The sequence below is a fragment of the Escherichia albertii NBRC 107761 = DSM 17582 genome, from assembly GCF_000759775.1.
GTDB lineage: Bacteria > Pseudomonadota > Gammaproteobacteria > Enterobacterales > Enterobacteriaceae > Escherichia > Escherichia albertii.
Genome location: NZ_BBMY01000086.1, coordinates 1 through 20,857, shown reverse-complemented (window position 1 = coordinate 20,857; position 20,857 = coordinate 1). Strand labels below are relative to the sequence as shown.

20 protein-coding genes and 1 pseudogene are annotated in these 20,857 nt (G+C 50.3%); 11 read left to right on the top strand and 10 right to left on the bottom strand.

What is annotated here, in order from left to right:
• Window positions 1–11: 11 nt before the first annotated feature.
• Together EA14781_RS14980 and EA14781_RS14970 are read right to left on the bottom strand one after the other, a co-directional pair.
• Window positions 12–515 (bottom strand): YfbM family protein, encoded by a 504-nt coding sequence (locus EA14781_RS14980; protein WP_000525378.1) that lies wholly within the window; start codon window positions 513–515, stop codon window positions 12–14.
• 102 nt (window positions 516–617) lie between these two features.
• A pseudogene (locus EA14781_RS14970) lies at window positions 618–1,589 on the bottom strand (M28 family metallopeptidase).
• Window positions 1,590–1,725: 136 nt separating this feature from the next.
• Between EA14781_RS14970 and EA14781_RS14965 the strand changes: the two are divergent.
• On the top strand, window positions 1,726–3,486 hold the full coding sequence (locus tag EA14781_RS14965; protein WP_001244787.1) for a vWA domain-containing protein: 1,761 nt from the start codon (window positions 1,726–1,728) through the stop codon (window positions 3,484–3,486).
• A 115-nt stretch (window positions 3,487–3,601) separates the two neighbouring features.
• Here EA14781_RS14965 and rbn read toward each other — a convergent pair whose 3' ends face one another.
• Complete coding sequence (gene rbn / locus EA14781_RS14960) at window positions 3,602–4,519, bottom strand: ribonuclease BN (protein WP_000419103.1); 918 nt, start codon at window positions 4,517–4,519, stop codon at window positions 3,602–3,604.
• A 64-nt stretch (window positions 4,520–4,583) separates the two neighbouring features.
• Between rbn and EA14781_RS14955 the strand changes: the two genes are divergently transcribed.
• The 9 genes from EA14781_RS14955 to pmrD all read left to right on the top strand — a co-directional run bounded on the left by EA14781_RS14955 (window position 4,584) and on the right by pmrD (window position 12,855).
• Complete coding sequence (locus tag EA14781_RS14955; protein WP_000568149.1) at window positions 4,584–5,045, top strand: GNAT family N-acetyltransferase; 462 nt, start codon at window positions 4,584–4,586, stop codon at window positions 5,043–5,045.
• 53 nt (window positions 5,046–5,098) lie between these two features.
• Window positions 5,099–5,404 carry a stress response protein ElaB gene (gene elaB / locus EA14781_RS14950; RefSeq protein WP_000070615.1) on the top strand — a complete coding sequence of 102 codons (306 nt, stop codon included), beginning with the start codon at window positions 5,099–5,101 and terminating at the stop codon, window positions 5,402–5,404.
• A 79-nt stretch (window positions 5,405–5,483) separates the two neighbouring features.
• Window positions 5,484–6,782: an isochorismate synthase MenF gene (gene menF, locus EA14781_RS14945; protein ID WP_001191442.1), complete on the top strand. Its 1,299-nt coding sequence runs from the start codon at window positions 5,484–5,486 to the stop codon at window positions 6,780–6,782.
• An 85-nt stretch (window positions 6,783–6,867) separates the two neighbouring features.
• Entirely contained in the window at window positions 6,868–8,538 is a 1,671-nt protein-coding gene (gene menD / locus EA14781_RS14940; RefSeq protein ID WP_000116404.1) for a 2-succinyl-5-enolpyruvyl-6-hydroxy-3-cyclohexene-1-carboxylic-acid synthase, read from the top strand.
• Entirely contained in the window at window positions 8,535–9,293 is a 759-nt protein-coding gene (gene menH, locus EA14781_RS14935) for a 2-succinyl-6-hydroxy-2,4-cyclohexadiene-1-carboxylate synthase (protein WP_000600547.1), read from the top strand. Before menD ends, menH begins: the two co-directional genes overlap by 4 nt.
• Window positions 9,294–9,307: 14 nt before the next feature.
• Complete coding sequence (gene menB, locus EA14781_RS14930; RefSeq protein WP_024164754.1) at window positions 9,308–10,165, top strand: 1,4-dihydroxy-2-naphthoyl-CoA synthase; 858 nt, start codon at window positions 9,308–9,310, stop codon at window positions 10,163–10,165.
• Entirely contained in the window at window positions 10,165–11,127 is a 963-nt protein-coding gene (menC, locus tag EA14781_RS14925) for an o-succinylbenzoate synthase (RefSeq protein ID WP_001255548.1), read from the top strand. Before menB ends, menC begins: the two co-directional genes overlap by 1 nt.
• Window positions 11,124–12,479 (top strand): o-succinylbenzoate--CoA ligase, encoded by a 1,356-nt coding sequence (gene menE / locus EA14781_RS14920; RefSeq protein WP_000577631.1) that lies wholly within the window; start codon window positions 11,124–11,126, stop codon window positions 12,477–12,479. Before menC ends, menE begins: the two co-directional genes overlap by 4 nt.
• Before the next feature lie 109 nt (window positions 12,480–12,588).
• On the top strand, window positions 12,589–12,855 hold the full coding sequence (pmrD, locus tag EA14781_RS14915; RefSeq protein ID WP_000455033.1) for a signal transduction protein PmrD: 267 nt from the start codon (window positions 12,589–12,591) through the stop codon (window positions 12,853–12,855).
• Here the strand turns inward: pmrD and arnF are convergent.
• Genes arnF through arnB form a run of 7 tightly spaced genes read right to left on the bottom strand, consistent with a single transcriptional unit; the run spans window position 12,849 to window position 20,208 of the window.
• Window positions 12,849–13,235: a 4-amino-4-deoxy-L-arabinose-phosphoundecaprenol flippase subunit ArnF gene (arnF, locus tag EA14781_RS14910; RefSeq protein WP_000512331.1), complete on the bottom strand. Its 387-nt coding sequence runs from the start codon at window positions 13,233–13,235 to the stop codon at window positions 12,849–12,851. The two genes, pmrD and arnF, sit on opposite strands and share 7 nt — an antisense overlap.
• Window positions 13,235–13,570, bottom strand: a complete 336-nt coding sequence (gene arnE / locus EA14781_RS14905; RefSeq protein WP_000638039.1) for a 4-amino-4-deoxy-L-arabinose-phosphoundecaprenol flippase subunit ArnE — start codon at window positions 13,568–13,570, stop codon at window positions 13,235–13,237. The genes arnF and arnE overlap by 1 nt, the downstream gene beginning before the upstream one ends.
• Window positions 13,567–15,219, bottom strand: a complete 1,653-nt coding sequence (gene arnT / locus EA14781_RS14900) for a lipid IV(A) 4-amino-4-deoxy-L-arabinosyltransferase (RefSeq protein ID WP_000844086.1) — start codon at window positions 15,217–15,219, stop codon at window positions 13,567–13,569. The genes arnE and arnT overlap by 4 nt, the downstream gene beginning before the upstream one ends.
• On the bottom strand, window positions 15,216–16,118 hold the full coding sequence (gene arnD / locus EA14781_RS14895; protein WP_000195402.1) for a 4-deoxy-4-formamido-L-arabinose-phosphoundecaprenol deformylase: 903 nt from the start codon (window positions 16,116–16,118) through the stop codon (window positions 15,216–15,218). The genes arnT and arnD overlap by 4 nt, the downstream gene beginning before the upstream one ends.
• Entirely contained in the window at window positions 16,115–18,097 is a 1,983-nt protein-coding gene (gene arnA / locus EA14781_RS14890; protein ID WP_000860232.1) for a bifunctional UDP-4-amino-4-deoxy-L-arabinose formyltransferase/UDP-glucuronic acid oxidase ArnA, read from the bottom strand. The genes arnD and arnA overlap by 4 nt, the downstream gene beginning before the upstream one ends.
• On the bottom strand, window positions 18,097–19,065 hold the full coding sequence (gene arnC, locus EA14781_RS14885; protein ID WP_001289506.1) for an undecaprenyl-phosphate 4-deoxy-4-formamido-L-arabinose transferase: 969 nt from the start codon (window positions 19,063–19,065) through the stop codon (window positions 18,097–18,099). Before arnC ends, arnA begins: the two co-directional genes overlap by 1 nt.
• A gap of 3 nt (window positions 19,066–19,068) precedes the next feature.
• Window positions 19,069–20,208: a UDP-4-amino-4-deoxy-L-arabinose aminotransferase gene (arnB, locus tag EA14781_RS14880; protein ID WP_001279310.1), complete on the bottom strand. Its 1,140-nt coding sequence runs from the start codon at window positions 20,206–20,208 to the stop codon at window positions 19,069–19,071.
• Window positions 20,209–20,524: 316 nt separating this feature from the next.
• Between arnB and EA14781_RS14875 the strand changes: the two genes are divergently transcribed.
• Window positions 20,525–20,857: lipopolysaccharide core heptose(II)-phosphate phosphatase (locus tag EA14781_RS14875; RefSeq protein WP_042335844.1), on the top strand; the 333-nt coding region annotated here is incomplete at its 3' end.

Sequence of the window (20,857 nt, the reverse complement as noted above, 5' to 3'; positions counted from 1 at the left end):
GCACGCAGCCATCACCCAACAATCACCGTCAGCGCATGATTCCCCTGTCGCAGCATACGTCTGTACGCGCTAATCAGCTTTTCCATATCAAGCATGATTGAGGCAAAGAGTTGCCCCTCTAACTCTTCTGAAAAGGTTACCCCCGGATAAATCTCCATTTCATTGAGTCGCTTAATGGAAAACTGTTTACGCAGCACATTCCGGTCAAGTGCCTCCAGGCGTTCGATGGTGGCGGCTAACTCCTGATTCCACGTCAATCCAAGGAAACCATCTATGCCATCTTCAAGGCTGTGTTCTCCGAGTACGGCACGACTCAACGGATCATTCTTCGCGGGATCAAAAGCAGAGGTGCCTGTCAGGCCAAAATGTAAAAAATCCCAGCGTTTATCAATATCCAGTCGCCGCAATCCTGAAAGCGTATCATGAATATTGTCCATCAAGGGTTTTTCAGCAGATTCAAGCAGTTGGTTAATCTTTTCTGAATTGATTTCCGCAAAATAGCCAATCATTCCCATTTGTTTTTTCTCCGTTGAATTTTATTCTTCGCATCTTAAATCAGATATCGCAAAATAAAATTACGGCAGTCATTTTTCTGGAGCTGTCTCGAGAAATTTTTATTATTTACTGTTATGCAACAAGCTAATAACGCCATCAATTACCTGCGCCATTTTCTGGTAATTGAGTCTGTCCGCTGTATCGCCAGATTGGTGATATTGTTTATTTCGATAAAACGCAGTGTCTGTAATCATGACGGCGGGAATATCTTTCTGCCAGTAATTGAGATGGTCTGAGAAATCGATACCGGGAATAAAACCAGGCGCATTTATGGAATAAACAGACAGATCTTTTACCGATAACAGTGCGGCTTTTACCTGACGAACGGCGCTGATATCTTGCATACGCCCAACCACAGCCACAAAGTCACCACGAGCGGGATAAAGCTAGGACATAGCTGAGTAAGGGTAATCCTGACTCCCTGGCGCAGAGTCGTAATAGCCAATCATCTCCAGGGATATCATTAATTTTACTGGGCGATTAAGCGAAGCCGCGTGAACCGCGCTTCCCATTTCATCGCTACGGAAGAAGGGCGGTTCTTCTGAAGCATAGGCGACCAGTTGGATACCTGTTTTTGGCGCTTGTTGCTGTAACAAACGTGCCAGTTCCAGTAAGCCTGCCACGCCGCTGGCGTTATCGTCCGCGCCTGGCGTATAGATTAATTGATCATTTTCATCACTGGTTGCGGAATCATAGTGCGCACCAATAATAATCAGCGGTCCATCCTGTGGGCCATAATCAGCAATAATATTTTTGTAAGGCCCATCAATAATGGGAACCCTTTGTTCGGTAACTATTGCCCCGCTTTCTGTGAAAATATTTTTAATATAGCTGGCAGACATATTCAGTTTATCAATATGGTCGGCACTACGTGGATACTCAGTTTGTGAAAGATAGCGTACTATTTTTTCTAGCCGCTCAGGGTTTGCGTGTTGCGGTGAAGGAGGAAATGCGCTGACGTAAGGTTGATATAAAACAAGTAAAGGAAGAAAAAATATTAGCAATATAGCGCAGAGAGGAATGATTCTTTTCATATATAAATTATTAATGAAATATGTTTTTTTATCATTGTTCATGATGAGTGCCAGTGATGTATTTCATTCATACTGACAGAGGTATATAAAAGACATATTCTACGACAAGGTATGCGTCTTTTTAAAAGGAATTTATATGAGAAATAAAAATATAATTATGCTGCTTATCGGCGGTTTGATTTTGACAGGATGCGGGCAGGAACCTGATGATCAGGAAAATCAGCAACAACAATCCAGTACATCCACAGACCAGCAAGCATATGCCGCGCAACAAGCTGCAACAAAAGTGGCGGAGCAAAGAGCCTCCGAAGCCAAAGCGGCCGCAGATGCGAAAACAAAAGTTTTAGCCGAAACGACACAAAATGAAACGCAACAATACACAGATCAACAAGCTTTACAGGGACAATTGCAGGCAGCGCCAGCATATGAAAGCGTAGCCAAAGCAAAAGCTACGCGTATATCAAATCTAGGAACCGCCCGCTACCAGCAGTTTGATGACAACCCAGTTAAGCAGGTAGCGCAAAACCCGTTGGCGACATTTAGTCTTGACGTTGACACCGGCAGTTATGCGAATGTGCGCCGTTTTCTCAATCAGGGGCAGCTACCTCCGCCAGACGCTGTGCGGGTGGAGGAGATGGTGAATTACTTTCCGTCTGACTGGGTTATTAATGACAAACAATCTATTCCGGCTTCTAAGCCAATACCTTTCGCTATGCGCTATGAACTGGCGCCAGCGCCATGGAATGAGCAGCGTACCTTACTGAAAGTGGATATTCTGGCGCAGGATCTCAAAAGTGAAGCGCTGCCTGCTTCTAATCTGGTCTTCCTTATCGACACGTCGGGGTCAATGTATTCTGATGAACGCTTACCTCTAATTCAGTCTTCTTTGAAATTGCTGGTTAAAGAACTCCGTGAGCAGGACAACATTTCTATCGTGACCTATGCCGGTGACTCCCGTATTGCGTTGCCTTCTACCTCCGGGAATCATAAAGATGAAATCAATGCTGCTATTGATTCGCTGAATGCCAGAGGCAGTACTAATGGCGGCGCCGGGCTGGAGATGGCTTATCAGCAGGCAGCGAAGGGGTTTATTAAAGGTGGCGTCAATCGCATTTTATTAGCAACTGACGGAGATTTTAACGTCGGCATTGACGATCCAAAATCGATTGAATCAATGGTGAAAAAACAGCGGGAGTCTGGTGTTACTCTATCGACGCTGGGTGTTGGAAGGGATAATTACAATGAGGCAATGATGGTGAGAATTGCCGATGTTGGCAACGGTAATTACAGCTACATTGATACCCTCTCTGAAGCGCAGAAAGTGTTAAACAGCGAAATGCATCAGACGTTAGTTACCGTGGCAAAAGATGTTAAAGCGCAGATTGAGTTTAACCCTGCGTGGGTGACGGAATACCGTCAGATTGGTTATGAAAAGCGCCAACTGCAGGCAGAGGATTTTAATAACGACAACGTTGATGCTGGCGATATTGGCGCAGGTAAACATATAACTTTGTTGTTTGAATTAACACTCAACGGACAAAAAGCGGCGGTAGATAAATTACGCTACACGTCGGAGAAGACGCCTATAAAGTCGGGCAAAGAGAAAGAGTTAGCCTGGCTAAAATTACGCTGGAAATCCCCGCAGGGAAAAGAAAGTCAGTTAGCTGAATTCCCACTGGCCCCCACGATTAATATTGCTTCAGAAGATATGCTTTTTCGTGCAGCAGTAGCTGCATATGGGCAAAAGTTACGTGGTTCCGAATATTTGAACGATACCTCCTGGCAACAAATCAAACAGTGGGCGCAGCAGGCAAAAGGGCAGGATCAACAGGGCTACCGGGCAGAATTTATTCGACTGGTCGGGTTGGCGGAAGGACTGATGGATAGTAGACGTTAGCCAATATTCAGGTGAAAAATATCAGGCCAGTCAGCAATATAGCAGATTGGCCGTGTTGGATGCTTGATAATGGTTTTGGTTGCCTGTTTTGTGCTGTTATCAGTTAGCTGCAAGATTATACGGTGAACACCGCGAAATCTTCCGCCAGCTCTGTTGCCGGGAAAATCGACCGACACTCGCGTAATAAATGCTGGCATCCTTTGTCATCATAGCGCGAGCTGACGTGGGTAATTATCAGCTTACATACACCGGCATCACGGGCCAGCGTCGCCGCCTGGCGGGTCGAACTGTGCCCCCGACTGTTCGCTTTGGCTTCCATCTCCATATTGAGTGTTGCTTCATGAACCATCACGTCCACGCCTTTAGCCAACTCCAGTGCTGCTGTGCAAGGGGCAGTATCGCCGAAAATGGCGATTGCTTTACCTGGTGTAGGCGCTGATACATAATCAGCGCCATTAATCTGTCGACCGCCTTCCAGCGTGATCGTTTTGCCTGCTTTTAATTCCTGAAACAGTGGGCCAGGCGGCACGCCCGCCGCTTTTAAGGCCTGGGCATTCAACGCTCCAGGTTTATCATGTTCTTCTACGCGATAGCCGTAACATTCCAGCGGATGTTCCAGTGGATATGCGGTTACTTTGCGCAGACCATCATCAAGAATTTCACCTGCGCTAATTTCAACAATCTCCAGAGGATAATCCGTCCACGAGCCGCTCAGGCGGAGTGCAGTTTCAACAAACTCCCGAATCCCTTTCGGCCCATAAATTGAAAGCGGTTGTGCATTGCCAGCCATCGAGCGGCTACAGAGTAAACCAGGCAAGCCGAAAAGATGATCGCCATGAAGATGGCTAATAAAGATGCGCTCCAGTTTGCCAGGATTAAATGCCGTGTGGAGTAGCTGGTGCTGAGTACCTTCACCGCAGTCAAATAACCAAAGCCCTGCTTGTGTTGGATGTTGCAGATTTAGCAATATCGCCGTGACATTACGCGTTCGGGTCGGCACGCCCGCTGAAGTACCTAAAAAAATTAATTCCATGAGTTCATCACGCTGCTGAAAATATTCCGGCTAGTATAAGGCATACAACCAAAAGGAGCGTATCATGATCGACTGGCAGGATCTTCATCACTCAGAATTATCAGTTTCTCAGCTTTATGCCCTATTACAACTGCGTTGCGCAGTATTTGTCGTTGAGCAGAATTGCCCTTATCAGGATGTTGATAGCGACGATCTGGTGGGGGAAAACCGTCACATTCTTGGCTGGCACAATGGAGAACTGGTGGCATATGCGAGGATCCTGAAAAGCGATGATGAGCTTGAACCTGTCGTGATTGGTCGGGTGGTAGTCAGTGAAGCTTTACGGGGTAAGAAACTCGGTCAGCAGTTGATGAGTAAAACACTTGATTCATGCGCTCGCCACTGGCCCGATAAACCCATCTATCTTGGCGCACAGGCGCATCTGCAACGTTTTTACCGTCGTTTTGGCTTTACTCCGGTTAGCGATATTTATGAAGAGGACGGTATTGCGCATATCGGGATGGCGCGCGAAGCCATTCAGGCGTAATCGATAACCGTTGTCTATAGTTAGTGGCAGGTTTTATGCAAATGGAGGATGAGATGTCTAATCAATTTGGTGATACACATATCGATGACGACCTGACGTTGTTGAGTGAAACACTGGAAGAGGTGCTTCGCTCTTCTGGCGATCCCGCCGATCAAAAATATGTTGAGCTAAAGGCGCGTGCAGAAAAGGCGCTGGATGATGTGAAAAAACGGGTAGGTCAGGCTTCTGATAGCTATTATTATCGGGCGAAACAGGCGGTGTATCGTGCCGACGACTACGTACATGAAAAACCCTGGCAGGGGATTGGCGTGGGGGCTGCGGTTGGGCTGGTATTAGGATTGTTGCTGGCACGCCGTTAAAAACCTCACCAAACTGGGGTACTGCATTTTTTGTGGAGTACCCCGTATAATGTGAGGCTTTTAACAGGGAGAGGTCCGCGTGCAATCACTCACTACGGCGCTGGAAAATTTATTGCGCCATTTGTCGCAAACGGTTCCAGCGACACCCGGCATTCGGGTTTTCGATATTCCTTTCCCCCTCAATGATGCCTTCGATGCCTTAAGCTGGCTGGCCTGTCAGCAGACGTATCCGCAATTTTACTGGCAACAACGCAATGGCGATGAAGAAGCCGCTGTGTTGGGCGCGTTAGTTAATTTTCATTCACTTGATGAGGCGCAACGTTTTCTTCGCCAGTACCCGGAGCACACCGATTTACGCATTTGGGGGCTAAATTCTTTTGATCCGTCACAAGGTAACTTACTTCTGCCACGTCTGGAATGGCGGCGCTGCGCCGGTAAAGCCACGCTTCGTTTGACTCTTTTCAGCGAAAGCTCTCTCCAGCACGATGCAAATCAGGCAAAAGAATTAATCACTACTCTGGCGAATATTAAACCTTTACCTGCGCTGCATTTAACCACTACACAAGAAAATCACTGGCCTGATAAAGCGGGCTGGACACGGTTAGTTAAGCTGGCGACCGAAACGATAGCGGAAGGTGAACTGGATAAAGTCGTGCTGGCGCGGGCGACCGATTTGCATTTTACAAGCCCGGTTAACGCTGCGGCAATGATGGCTGCCAGCCGTCGGCTCAATCTGAACTGCTATCATTTCTTTATGGCTTTTGATGGTGAAAGCGCATTTCTGGGTTCCTCGCCAGAGCGACTATGGCGGCGGCGCGACGCCGCATTGCGCACTGAAGCACTGGCGGGAACGGTGGCGAATCATCCCGATGATAAACAGGCGCAGAAGCTGGGTGACTGGCTGATGGCGGATGATAAAAATCAGCGGGAGAACATGCTGGTAGTTGAAGATATCTGCCAGCGGCTACAGGCTGATACTCAGGCGCTGGATGTGTTACCGCCGCAGGTGCTTCGTCTGCGTAAAGTGCAGCATCTGCGTCGCTGTATCTGGACTTCTCTCAATAAAGCAGATGATGTTGTCTGCTTGCACCAGTTGCAGCCAACGGCGGCGGTAGCGGGGTTACCTCGCGATCTGGCGCGGCAATTTATCGCGCAGCATGAACCGTTTACACGTGAATGGTATGCGGGGTCTGCTGGCTATCTCTCTACACAACAAAGTGAATTCTGCGTTTCCCTGCGCTCGGCGAAAATCAGCGGCAATGTCGTGCGGCTGTATGCCGGAGCAGGCATTGTCCGAGGCTCAGATCCTGAGCAAGAGTGGCAGGAAATCGACAACAAAGCGGCAGGGCTGCGCACTTTATTACAAATAGAACAGTAATGAGTCGCATCATTACCGATTCATATCAATAATCTATTTTTGTAGCTCCTTATACTTAGCCGCAATATTGATACCGGACAAACTCATGTCAGTAAGCGCATTTAACCGACGCTGGGCGGCGGTCATTCTGGAAGCATTAACGCGTCACGGCGTAAGACACGTCTGCATCGCTCCTGGTTCTCGTTCTACACCGTTAACGTTAGCGGCAGCGGAAAATTCCGCTTTTATTCACCATACCCATTTTGATGAGCGTGGTCTGGGGCATATGGCGCTGGGGTTGGCGAAGGTCAGCAAACAGCCGGTGGCGGTGATTGTTACCTCCGGTACTGCGGTGGCTAATCTTTATCCGGCGTTGATTGAAGCCGGGTTAACCGGAGAAAAACTGATCCTGTTAACGGCCGATCGCCCGCCGGAACTCATTGACTGCGGCGCGAATCAGGCGATTCGTCAGCCGGGTATGTTCGCTTCTCACCCTGCACATAGTATTTCACTACCGCGCCCGACTCAGGATATTCCTGCGCGTTGGCTGGTATCCACCATCGACCACGCTCTCGGTACGCTGCATGCGGGCGGGGTACATATCAACTGTCCGTTTGCAGAACCGTTGTATGGCGAGATGGACGATACCGGGCTCGCGTGGCAACAACGTCTGGGCGACTGGTGGCAGGATGATAAACCGTGGCTACGCGAGGCGCCTCGTCTGGAGAGCGAAAAACAGCGCGACTGGTTCTTCTGGCGGCAAAAGCGCGGCGTGGTGGTTGCCGGGCGTATGAGTGCGGAAGAGGGCAAAAAGGTTGCTCTGTGGGCGCAGACTCTTGGCTGGCCGTTGATTGGCGATGTGTTGTCGCAAACCGGGCAGCCATTACCGTGCGCCGATCTCTGGTTAAGCAATGCCAAAGCTATCAGCGAGTTGCAAAAGGCACAGATTGTCGTGCAACTGGGTAGCAGTCTGACCGGCAAACGACTACTGCAATGGCAGGCGAATTGCGAACCAGAAGAATACTGGATTGTCGATAACATCGAAGGGCGGCTTGATCCTGCGCACCATCGTGGGCGTCGGCTAATTGCCAATATTGCCGACTGGCTGGAGCTGCATCCGGCTGAAAAACGCCAGCCCTGGTGCGCGGAGATCCCTCGTCTGGCTGAACAGGCAATGCAGGCGGTTATCTCTCGCCGTGATGTATTTGGCGAAGCGCAACTGGCGCATCGTATCAACGATTATCTGCCTGAACAGGGACAACTGTTTGTCGGCAACAGCCTGGTGGTGCGTTTGATTGATGCCCTCTCGCAACTTCCGGCGGGGTATCCGGTATACAGCAACCGTGGCGCCAGTGGTATTGATGGGCTGGTTTCTACCGCTGCGGGCGTTCAGCGGGCGAGTGGAAAACCTACGCTAGCGATAGTGGGCGATCTCTCGGCCCTCTACGATCTGAACGCACTGGCGTTGCTGCGTCAGGTTTCCGCGCCGTTGGTATTAATTGTGGTGAACAACAACGGCGGACAAATTTTCTCGTTGTTACCGACACCTCAAAACGAGCGCGAGCGTTTTTATCTGATGCCGCAAAATGTTCATTTTGAGCACGCTGCTGCCATGTTCGAGCTGAAATATCATCGCCCACAAAGCTGGGATGAATTTGAGTCGGTCCTGGCGGGTGCGTGGCGCACTCCAACCGCCACGGTAATTGAAATGGTGGTTAATGATACCGACGGCGCGCAGACTCTCCAGCAACTGCTGGCGCAGGTAAGTCATTTATGATCCTCCACGCACAGGCAAAACACGGTAAGCCTGGTTTGCCCTGGCTGGTGTTTTTGCACGGTTTCTCTGGCGATTGTCGGGAATGGCAGGAAACAGGCGAGGCGTTTGCCGACTACTCGCGGTTGTATGTTGATCTCCCTGGTCACGGTGGTTCGGCGGCAATTAGCGTTGATGGTTTTGCGGATGTCATTGGTTTACTGCGTAAAACCCTTGTTAGTTACAATATCCTTAATTACTGGCTGGTGGGATATTCGCTTGGCGGACGTGTGGCGATGATGGCGGCTTGTCAGGGGATGTCGGGACTGTGTGGACTCATTGTTGAAGGTGGACATCCGGGGCTGCAACGTGCTGAACAACGCTCAGAACGCCAGCGTTCCGATCATCGTTGGGCACAACGTTTTCGCACAGAATCGTTAGCCGTAGTTTTTTCTGACTGGTATCAACAGCCTGTTTTTGCCTCGCTAAATGACGAACAACGCCGGAAGCTGGTGGCGTTGCGCAGTAACAATAACGGTATAACGCTTGCAGCGATGCTGGAGGCCACCTCGCTATCCGTCCAGCCTGATTTACGTGCTAATCTTAGCGCCCGTACATTTGCGTTTTATTATTTATGTGGTGAACGAGACAGCAAATTCCGCGCTCTGGCGGCGGAACTGGCTGCCGACTGCCATGTAATTCCTCGCGCCGGACATAACGCGCACCGGGAAAACCCCGCTGGCGTCATCGCATGTCTGGCGCAGATTTTGCGTTTCTGACTAAAGGACACAATATGATTTATCCTGATGAAGCAATGCTTTACGCACCGGTTGAATGGCACGACTGCTCCGAAGGTTTTGAGGACATTCGTTATGAAAAATCTGCCGACGGTATCGCAAAAATCACCATTAATCGTCCACAGGTGCGCAATGCCTTCCGTCCTCTGACGGTAAAAGAGATGATTCAGGCGCTGGCGGATGCGCGTTATGACGACAGCATTGGCGTGATCATTCTGACTGGCGCAGGCGATAAAGCGTTCTGCTCCGGCGGCGACCAGAAAGTGCGCGGCGATTACGGCGGCTATAAAGATGACTCCGGCGTACATCATCTGAACGTGCTGGACTTCCAGCGTCAGATCCGTACCTGCCCGAAACCGGTTGTGGCAATGGTTGCAGGCTACTCCATCGGCGGTGGTCACGTTCTGCACATGATGTGCGACCTGACCATTGCGGCGGAAAATGCCATCTTCGGCCAGACTGGCCCGAAAGTCGGCTCCTTCGATGGTGGCTGGGGCGCTTCTTACATGGCTCGCATTGTCGGGCAGAAAAAAGCGCGTGAAATCTGGTTCCTGTGCCGTCAGTATGACGCGAAACAAGCGCTGGATATGGGCCTGGTGAACACCGTTGTACCGCTGGCGGATCTGGAAAAAGAGACCGTGCGCTGGTGCCGTGAAATGCTGCAAAACAGCCCGATGGCGCTGCGCTGCCTGAAAGCTGCGCTGAACGCCGACTGTGACGGACAGGCAGGTCTGCAGGAACTGGCGGGTAATGCCACCATGCTGTTCTACATGACCGAAGAAGGTCAGGAAGGGCGCAACGCTTTCAACCAGAAACGTCAGCCTGATTTCAGCAAATTCAAGCGGAATCCGTAATGCGTAGCGCGCAGGTATACCGCTGGCAGATCCCCATGGACGCGGGGGTGGTTCTGCGCGACAGGCGGTTAAAAACCCGCGACGGGCTATACGTTTGCTTGCGCGACGGCGAGCGCGAAGGGTGGGGAGAGATCTCCCCACTGCCGGGTTTCAGTCAGGAAAGCTGGGAAGAGGCGCAAAGCGCGCTGCTTACCTGGGTAAATGGCTGGCTGACTGGCGATTGTGCCTTACCAGAGATGCCCTCGGTGGCTTTTGGCGTGAGCTGTGCGCTGGCAGAGCTCGCCGATGCGTTGCCGCAGGCGGCGAATTACCGTGCTGCACCGTTATGTAATGGCGATCCCGACGATCTTATTCTCAAACTTGCTGATATGCCGGGCGAGAAAGTGGCGAAGGTCAAAGTGGGATTATATGAGGCGGTGCGTGACGGCATGGTGGTGAATTTGTTGCTGGAGGCAATCCCGGATCTGCATTTGCGTCTTGATGCGAATCGCGCCTGGACGCCGCTGAAAGGCCAGCAGTTTGCCAAATACGTTAACCCGGATTATCGCGATCGCATTGCTTTTCTCGAAGAACCGTGCAAAACCCGCGATGATTCGCGTGCGTTTGCCCGTGAAACCGGCATTGCCATTGCCTGGGATGAAAGTCTGCGTGAACCTGATTTTACCTTTGCGGCGGAAGAGGGTGTACGTGCGGTGGTTATCAAACCCACACTCACAGGCAGTCTGGATAAAGTGTGCGAGCAGGTACAGGCGGCCCATGCGCTGGGGCTGACGGCGGTGATCAGTTCTTCCATTGAGTCGAGCTTAGGCTTAACACAACTGGCGCGGATTGCTGCCTGGTTAACGCCAGACACTATTCCGGGGCTGGACACGCTGGATTTGATGCAGGCGCAGCAGGTTCGTCGCTGGCCGGGTAGCCCGCTGCCATTAGTGGAGGTTGATGCACTGGAGCGGTTGTTATGATTTTCTCAGACTGGCCGTGGCGTCACTGGCGGCAGGTGCGGGGAAAAGCTACTGCCTTACGACTCAATAACGAGCAACTCAACTGGCATGAGCTTTGCTCTCGTGTGGATGCGTTAGCATCGGGCTTTGCGTCGCAGGGCGTGATCGCTGGCAGCGGCGTGATGTTACGGGCGTGGAATTCGCCGCAAACGCTGCTTGCCTGGCTGGCGTTATTGCAATGTGGAGCACGGGTGCTTCCCGTCAATCCACAGCTTCCGCAATCGTTGCTTGAGGCGTTACTGCCTAATCTTACGCTGCAATTTGCGTTGGCGCCGGAGGGAGAAAACACCTTTCCGGCGTTAACATTGCTGCATATTCAGGCAGCCGAAGGCGTACATGCCGCTCCGTGGCAGCTAACTCGTCTGTGCTCAATGACGTTGACCTCTGGTTCTACCGGGTTGCCGAAAGCCGCTGTCCATACCTGTCAGGCGCATCTGGCAAGTGCCGAAGGCGTGCTATCGTTGATTCCGTTTGGTGAGCAGGACGACTGGTTGCTTTCTTTGCCGCTATTCCATGTCTCCGGCCAGGGGATTATGTGGCGCTGGTTGTATGCTGGCGCACGGATGACGGTACGCGATAAACAGCCGCTGGAACAAATGCTGGCAGGTTGTACCCACGCGTCGTTGGTACCGACGCAGCTTTGGCGTTTGCTGGTTAACCACAGTTCTGTGTCCCTGAAAGCGGTATTGCTTGGTGGTGCGGCGATCCCGGTCGAACTGACGGAGGAGGCGCGCGAGCAGGGCATTCGTTGCTGGTGTGGTTATGGTCTGACGGAATTCGCCTCCACGGTTTGTGTGAAAGAAGCTGATGGCCTGGCTGATGTCGGTTCGCCGTTGCCGGGGCGGGAAGTTAAAATCGTCAACGATGAGGTGTGGCTACGGGCCGCCAGTATGGCGGAAGGTTACTGGCGTAACGGGCAACTGGTGCCGCTGGTCAATGACGAAGGCTGGTACGCCACGCGCGATCGCGGCGAGATGCATGATGGCAAGCTGACTATTGTTGGGCGTCTGGACAATCTGTTCTTTAGCGGCGGCGAAGGCATTCAGCCGGAAGAAGTTGAACGAGTGATTAATGCGCATCCTGCGGTTTTGCAGGTGTTTATTGTTCCCGTTGCAGACAAAGAGTTTGGTCATCGCCCGGTAGCGGTTGTGGAGTATGACCACGAAAATGGTGATCTTAGCGAATGGGTGAAAGATAAACTGGCCCGTTTTCAACAACCGGTGCGTTGGTTTACGCTTCCGCCAGAGCTGAAAAATGGGGGGATTAAAATTTCGCGTCAGGCATTAAAAGAGTGGGTTCAACGCCAGTATTAAGAAATCATTAGTTTTATATCTCATTTTCACCATTCCATTGCTATTGATGATAGGTTTATCTGTTAATGTGTAAATTAATATGAAAAATCTTATCTGACAGGATAATGCAATGGAATGGCTGATCAAAAAGTCATGCTGCGATAAACAAGATAACAAACATATACTTGTGCTCTGCAATGTCGGGGGGGCGATAAAAATGATCGCTGAAGTAAAGAGTGACTTCGCCATGAAAGTGGGGGATCTGCTCTCTCCTTTACAGAATGCCCTTTACTGTATTAACCGGGAAAAGCAGTGCACGGTGAAAGTGATATCGGCAAGCTGTTATAGCGTTGAGGAGTGGGCGCGGCAGTGTCAATCCGATGGGAAAAGTCAGTAGCGTTGTTTGGGGGCGGGCAAAAAAATCACCATTAATCCACCAATGATACAGGCGACGCCCAACGCGGCTTTCAGTGAATAAGTTCCTTCCCAGCCGGGAAGTATTATTGATGCAATCCATACCAACACATAGCTCATACTCAACAAGGCATACGCCTTGCTGAGTGCCAGTTGATGCAGCGTTTTATACCAGCAATAAACTGAGAGCAGATACCCTGTCAGTCCGACGACCAGCATCCGGGCGCCGATATCAAACGCAAAAAGCGCCGGGATGAAATCCCAAAACTGCATCATCGGCGGCAGATGACCCGCCGCATAACCGAGGCTTAATTGCGCTGCAGACGAAATAATGACGCTGAATAATCCCCACATTATCCCCATTACACCGTACTCCCAAGAATCACAATGCCGCCAATAATCAATGCCACTCCGCACCAGTGCCGTATGGTTACCGGTTCATGCCAGAGTTTTGCTGCCGCCAGCGTTACCCAGACGAAATTCAGGCTCAGCATGGGATAGGCAATTCCCACGGGCACGTTCTGCAATACCAGTAACCAGAGCGCCATCGCCAGGCCGAGACAGACCAGCGCCAACATCATCCACAGGGCGATATGTTGGCGCCGTTTACTTATCGCCACAAAGCGAGTCGCCTGTTTCTGGCAGAGTTGCCCGGCAACGCTAAGCAGGCTCGCAAAGACTAATACCAACCAGATCATTTAGGACGATACTGAATGAGTACCAGACGTCCCTGATGATCGATGGCATCAGCGGGCGGAATGGCAAGGCTGTTGATATCTTTATCGCGGTCAATCGTGAGTACGAGTGTAATAATCCCCTCCTGGCGATGTTGGCTTAGCCAGCTGGCGAAATCATCGCCGCTGACAAATTTCCCCTTTGCATCCGGGTAGTTGAGGCCATATTTCAGTTCGCCAGTCTGGCGATACATAATGATGTCATCACGCTGTAGGCTCCATGCCAGTCCTGCCGCAACCCCAACACTGTTGGTAAGAATATAGCGACTCGGTTGTAGCGATTCTCGCGTCATCTCGACAAAAAACTGTGGATGTTTTGATTCCATTACCCTGTCAGGAATCGAAAATCCCACTAACAGCGCCAGCCCCAATGGACAAAGCGCCGCAAAGGGCCAGGTTTTTTCCACTTTCGTTAATGTGTACCAGCCGAAAAGTGCCCATAGCGAAAAAATCGACCATGAACAAAAGACTTTATAGCTTTCGAAGTTCTGCCAAATCGGCGCACGCATTGGCCCCCAGGGGGAAACAATAAACGTGGCAATAATGCCAATAACGCCAAATGCGATATTTATCCAACTGTTGGTGCGTAGCGCGAGAGGGTTATTTTTTGTCGCCTGTATAGCGTAATGCGCCATTAGTATCGCCAGAGGGGCAAAGCAGGAAAGAATATAGGTTGGCAGTTTACCTTTAGCGATAGAGAAAAACAGCAACGGCATAATCGTCCAGCTTAACAGGTACACGGTCCCGGAATGGGGGCGGTTTCGCCAGCCAGTTCGCAAGGCGCCCGGAAGTAATCCCAACCAGGGCAGGCTTCCGGCAATGAACACGGGTAAGTAATACCAGAAGGGGGCTTTGTGCTGGGCATCATCCATAGCAAAGCGCTGAATATGCTCAATCCAGAAAAAGTAATGCCAGAAATCAGGCTCTCGTTGCGCTATCGCCAGTCCCCACGGCAAGACGACCACGATGCAACTGATGACCGCCAACCATCCGTAAATGAAGAGATCTTTCCAGCGTTTTTGCATTGCCACCCATGGCAGTACGCTCAAGACCGGGACGGCCAGAGCGATAAAACCTTTCGTCATAACCCCCATGCCGCAGGTTAATCCCAGCAGTAAGAATCCTGCGCTTTTCCCTTTCCAGTTTTGCGCTTCCATTGCTAACCAGAAGCTGCACATTCCAGCTATCAGCCATAACGCAATTAACGGATCGAGTACGGCATAAGTACCGATGCCGTAGACAATGAATAGCGACAGATAAATGAGCATGGCGAGAAGCGCCAGGCGCTTATCTCGCCATAAACGCCAGGCAAACCAGCTAACCAGGAGCGCAGTCAATAAGGTTGCGAAGATTGCGCCAGCCCGAACACCAAAATTATTCGCGCCAAACAACCATTGCCCAATACTGTTGATCCAGTATCCGGCAATCGGCTTTTCGAAATAACGCAACCCCAACAGATGCGGCACGATCCAGTCGCCGGAGGCAAGCATTTCCCGGCTGATTTCCGCATAACGCGTTTCATCAGGTTGCCAGAGCAGGCGAGTGTTGATCGGCAACAGATAATAGACGGCAATAAACGCAAAGAATGCAGCGTAATAGCGAACTGATTTCATGGAAGAGCACTCACAGTTTGTTGGCAACCAAGCCAGCCTTCCCGTCCAGGGATACTTCCACGAACAATTTGCCCAAGCGGCAAAGCGTCAGGGGATGTCGGTAACAGATCACTTAACGGACAAAATGTAATCCCTTCATGGGCCGCACGTTTCAGGAGATCAACAAAATCATGGTGCCAGGCACAGCCTTCGACTTCTGCATGAATAGTGTAAACCGGCGTACCTTTATCTCTCTGGATACGGTTAAGAAGCCAGCCGTTAAAATCCTCTGCTTTCACTTCACGACCAATTACTTCATCCCAGGTGGGCAATGTTACCGGGATTTGCACGGTGCCGGATTTCCCCGATTCGAGCAGCGGACGAAATGGCATGGCGCCCCGACAGTCGCTGTTGTAATGCAAATGGAATGTTTCTTTGGCTTCAACCACCTGCTGGTCGGCACGCCAGCCAGCAGCGGCAGAACAGATTACTGGTTGACCGATAATCTCTTCCAGTGTACGAAGGCCGCGAGCAATATCGTTCACCATCGTTTGCTGATCCCAGCTTCCGCTCCGGGCCTGCCATGCGTGGTGATCCCAGGCATGCAGGCCGACTTCGTGGTATTTAGCCGCTTCGCGAATGATGTCGGCATTGGCATCGCCAATCTCTTTTCCAGGCCAGGCCGTCCCCGCCAGCAAAATATCCCAGCCATAAAGTGATGCGGCGTTTGAGCGCAGCATCTTCCATAAGAATTTGGGCTTCACCAGCCGCCACAAATGACGGCCCATATTGTCAGGGCCAACGCTGAAGAAAAAACTGGCTCGCACGTTATGACGGTTTAAAGTCTCCAGCAGACGCGGCACGCCTTCACGGGTGCCACGAAATGTGTCGACATCAATACGCAGGCCAACCTGAGTCATGATGATTTATCCGTAAGATCGACCGTGCGCAGGAAGAAATCCAGTGTTTCGTCAATGGTTTCCTGCATATCAATTTTCGGTTCCCAACCGAGGCAGCGGCGGGCGTTACGGATACTCGGTTTACGGTGTTCCACATCCTGATATCCTTTCCCGTAATAGCTGCTGCTTTCCACCACACGGAAACCAGCAAACGGTGGAAAATGATGACGGAGCGGGTGTTTTTCAAAACTTGCCAGCAGCATTTCGCCCAGCTCTTCAATGCTGGCTTCGTTATCAGGATTGCCGATATTAATAATTTCGCCGTCGCAGCGATTACCCGCGTTTTCGATAATGCGGAACAGTGCTTCAATGCCATCCCGAATGTCGGTAAAGCAACGTTTTTGTTTTCCGCCATCAATCAGCTTAATTGGCGAACCTTCCACCAGATTGAGAATAAGTTGCGTAATAGCGCGCGAACTGCCGATGCGTGCCGCGTTGAGATTGTCCAGTCGTGGGCCCATCCAGTTAAACGGGCGGAAGAGAGTAAATTGCAATCCTTCTTTTTCGCCATATGCCCAGATAACCCGGTCAAGTAACTGTTTTGATACCGAGTAAATCCAGCGCGGTTTATTCACCGGACCGACAATCAAATTAGAATGATCTTCATCGAAGTATTTATCGCTACACATTCCGTAAACTTCTGAGGTCGACGGGAAGATAATGCGTTTACGATACTTCACGCAGTAACGAATAATGCGCAGATTCTCTTCAAAATCTAATTCAAATACACGCAGAGGATTACGGGTGTATTCAATAGGTGTGGCAATTGCCACCAGCGGTAATACGACATCACATTTTTTGACGTGATACTCAATCCATTCAGAATGAATGCTGATATCGCCTTCGACAAAATGAAAACGTGGATGATTTAGAAAACGACTGATAGCATCGCTGCCAATATCCAGACCGTAGACCTCATAATGATCTTCGCGCAGCAGGCGTTCTGTCAGATGATTGCCAATAAAACCATTAACGCCGAGGATTAATACTCGGGTACGACGTTGGGCAGCGCAAAGCGGCTGGTTATTCAGGCGTGAACCTTCTACCAGACCCAGAGTTTGTGCCAGTTGTGAGCCTTGCATGGTAATACCATCGCCTGCCTGCCCGGTGATGATTTCCAGAGCGCCATGACCACAGGCCACCCGCAGTGGTGCAACAGAAATTACGCTCCCCGGCTGTGCGGTGCTTGTATCAGGATGAACACGCGACGACCAGACGGTGAATTTTTGATTGCCGGCGTAGCTGAAAGCACCGGGCCACGGATCGGCTACTGCGCGCACCATGTTATGCAGTACGTCTGCCGGTTTGTGCCAGTCGAGAAAACTGTCATCTGGCGTTCTGCGGCCAAAACAGGTGGCTTCATTCTCGCGTTGGGCGATTTCCTGGAAATGACCATGTTTAATGGCGGGTAATGTTTGTTCCAGTAAAAGGCGTGCCGTGTGGCACAATTTATGATGCAGTGTAATAGCAATGTCATCCGGGGAAATAACGACCCGTTGTTGCGCTATAATCGCTCCGGCGTCGGCTTTTTTTACCATCCGATGCAACGTAACGCCTGTTTCGTTCTCGCCATTTACCAATACCCAGTTCAGCGGCGCACGTCCGCGGTATTTCGGTAACAATGAACCGTGCAAATTAAATGCCCCCACGGGAGCCAGTTGCAAAATATCGTCGCTAATAAGATGGCGATAATAAAAAGAAAAAATCACATCTGGCGACATTTGGGCGATTCGTTCCACCCACAGTGGATGATTGACATTATCTGGTGCATAAACTGGAATTCCCGTTTCCGCCGCCAGACGGGCGACTGAAGCATAAAACGCTTTTTCGCCAGGATTATCGGCATGGGTAAAAATAGCACTAATTTCATAACCGGCAGCCAGCAAGGCTTCAATACCCAGGCAACCCATATCGTGATAAGCAAAAACAACGGTTTTCATTATTTTATTTCCTTGCTGGAGGGACGGATAACTTGCTGAACAAAATAACGGGGGCGGGCGCGGACATCTGTGTAGATCCTGCCGATATATTCACCGAGCAATCCCATGCCAATAAATTGAGCGCCAATAAAGGTAAATAACACGGCGAACAGCATAAATACACCTTCTGCCGCCCATTGTGGGCCGAACGTCAGGCGCAAAATTACCAGTAGAACCGCAATGCTAAAACCTCCAATCGCAATAATGCTGCCGAGCAGACTTAACATACGAAGCGGCGTGGTTGTCAGGCAGGTCACCAGGTCGTACATCAAATTGATCAGGCGCATAAAGCTGTATTTGGATTCACCAAACTCACGCTCGGCGTGATGTACCGGGATCTCAATGGCGCGGCGAGCAAAGATATTCGCCAGGATAGGAATAAAGGTGCTACGTTCATGGCAATGCAGCATGGCATCAATAATGTGTCGCCGATAAGCGCGTAACATGCAACCATAATCCCCCATTTCTTTGCCGGTGGTGCGCTGGATCAGACGGTTGATCATCTTCGATGCCGTTTTACGAAACCAACTGTCCTGACGATTCTGGCGTACGGTGCCTACCACGTCATAACCTTCATCAGCTTTAGCGACCAGACGCGGGATCTCCTCTGGGGGATTTTGCAAATCGGCATCAAGGGTAATAATCAAATCGCCCGTCACATGACTGAAACCCGCCATAATCGCCGAGTGCTGCCCGTAATTGCGATTAAGTAAAATTGACACTATGTGGCTTCCTTCCGCTTGTGAGGCATCGACCAGCATTTGTGCGGAATTATCGCTACTGCCGTCATCAATCAGCAGGATCTCATACTCTTTGTCCAACGACTCACAGGCGGCGGTAGTGCGCCTGATTAATTCCGGTAAGCTTTCCTGCTCGTTATAAACAGGAATAACCACCGAGACTTTCTTAACAGGGTGGATTTCAGACATGAATTATTGTCCTGCGAGTTGGTGAAGGGCCGCGATGACGCGTTCGGCATCGGCGGTGGTCATATCCGGGAACAGGGGCAATGAACAGATCCGTTCGCTGTTCCATTCGCTATCAGGTAACGATAGTGTGGGAAAACGTTCGCGATAATATTTTTGCGTGTGGGCGGCGCGGAAATGCAATCCGGTGCCAATGCCTTTTTCTTTTAATGCTTCCATTAATGCCTCGCGGCTGATGCCACAACGCTGTTCATCGACACGAATAATAAACAGATGCCAGGCATGAACGTGCGACCATACAGGAAGATTTAGTGGTTGAAAGGGGAGAGATTGCATCGCCTGCAGGTATTGCTGGGCAATTTCGCGGCGGCGGGCATTAAGTTGCTCTAATTTATGTAACTGCGTCAGGGCAATCGCAGCATTAATATCAGTAAGATTGTACTTATAGCCCGGAGTTAATACTTCTGCCTGCGGAGCGCGCCCCCAGGTTTGCCGGTCATAAGCATCAACGCCAAGACCATGAAATTTCAGCATCCGTAACTGGCGGGCGAGATTTTCATCATCGGTCACCACCAGTCCACCTTCTGCGCAGGTAATATTTTTGATGGCGTGAAATGAAAAAATGGCGGTACCTTTCGCGCCAATATGCTGACCTTTGTAATACGTACCGACGGCATGAGCGGCGTCTTCAATGACCGCGATACCATGACGTTCGGCAATGGCGTGAATAGCGTCCATATCTGCAGGCGCTCCGGCATAATGTACCGGAATAATCGCTTTAGTTCGGGAGGTAATGGCGGCTTCGATTTGTTCAGGAGTGACCATCAGAGTATCGCGATCGATATCTATCATCACTGGTGTTGCGCCTGACAGGGCGATCATATTGAGGGTCGAGACCCAGGTCATTGACGGCGTAATCACTTCATCGCCAGCGCCAATGCCCAATGCCATTAAGGTGATATGCATTCCTGCAGTGGCAGAACTGACAGCGATGGCATATTGATTTCCCGTTAACTGACAGAAGGTTTCTTCCAGCGCCTGATTTTTCGGGCCAGTGGTTATCCATCCTGATTCGAGAACGTCTTTTACTGCGGTGAGTTCTTCCGTACCCATTGATGGGCGTGAAAAAGGCAAAAAGTCTGACATTGTTTTTCCTTCAGCCATTGAAAACCTATCCCCGCTATTTGTTTATATTTGCCATAGGGAACGTTATGTATATTTTGCCATTTGGGGCAGAATGCTAAGGGTAGAATGTTAACTTAACCTTAAGAAATAACTATAAGTATTACATATTAAATTTTTTTGTTTTTTTCTTATTTATGCTTTGCATTTGGCAAAACTTTAAGGCATTTTGCGTGCGTTGTAAGATTTTTAATATCTCTCCAGTCGCTATTTACCGATGAAAATATCGTTTATTTTCATGGCATTTATCTGATTACGCTTGCCTATAGGTGGTGTTTACGTGTTAGCCTTTTGCCGGACTTTATTGACGTCGAAAAAACATGCTGCCATTTTGCTGGCGCTTGCCACAATGGTGGGGCTGGGAACACATACAGCATGGAGTGGTAATGGGTTGCCGCGTATTGACAATAAAACGCTGGCCAGACTGGCACAGCAGCGCCCGGTTATCGTTATGTTTCGTCATGCAGAGCGTTGCGATCGTTCCGGCAACCCATGTTTATCAGATAAAACAGGGATTACCGTAAAAGGTACTCGTGATGCCCGTGAATTGGGTAAGGCGTTTAGTGCGGATATACCCAATTTCGATCTTTATTCCAGTAACACGGTGCGGGTG